The 295-nt window shown below is 64.1% G+C and carries 1 protein-coding gene; it reads left to right on the forward strand.

Going from position 1 to position 295, the window contains the following annotated elements:
- The coding region (locus tag RB628_RS41905) for a putative T7SS-secreted protein (RefSeq protein ID WP_412180812.1) at window positions 1–295 on the forward strand (295 nt) is incomplete at both ends.

Raw genomic sequence — 295 nt, forward strand, 5'->3', positions numbered from 1 at the left:
ACTGGCCCGTACGTTGCATGACTTCGCGGATGATGTGTCGGATGCGTTGCGGTTGGTCAAGGGGATGGCGTCGGAGAACGAGACGCTGGAGTGGGCGGGCAGGACCGCTGAGGTGTTCCAGGACGAGTTCTCGGATGTGCCGAAGAACTTGAAGAAGCTGAAGAAGTCGTACGACCTGTGCGGTGACGCGCTGGTGGACTACTGGCCGAAGTTGGAGCGGGCGCAAGCCCTCGCCGACAAGGCGCTGGCGAAGGGCCGGGAGGCGCAGGCGGACCTGTCGTCGGCCAAGTCCCGT

This window comes from Streptomyces sp. ADMS (genome assembly GCF_033441795.1).
Lineage (GTDB): Bacteria > Actinomycetota > Actinomycetes > Streptomycetales > Streptomycetaceae > Streptomyces.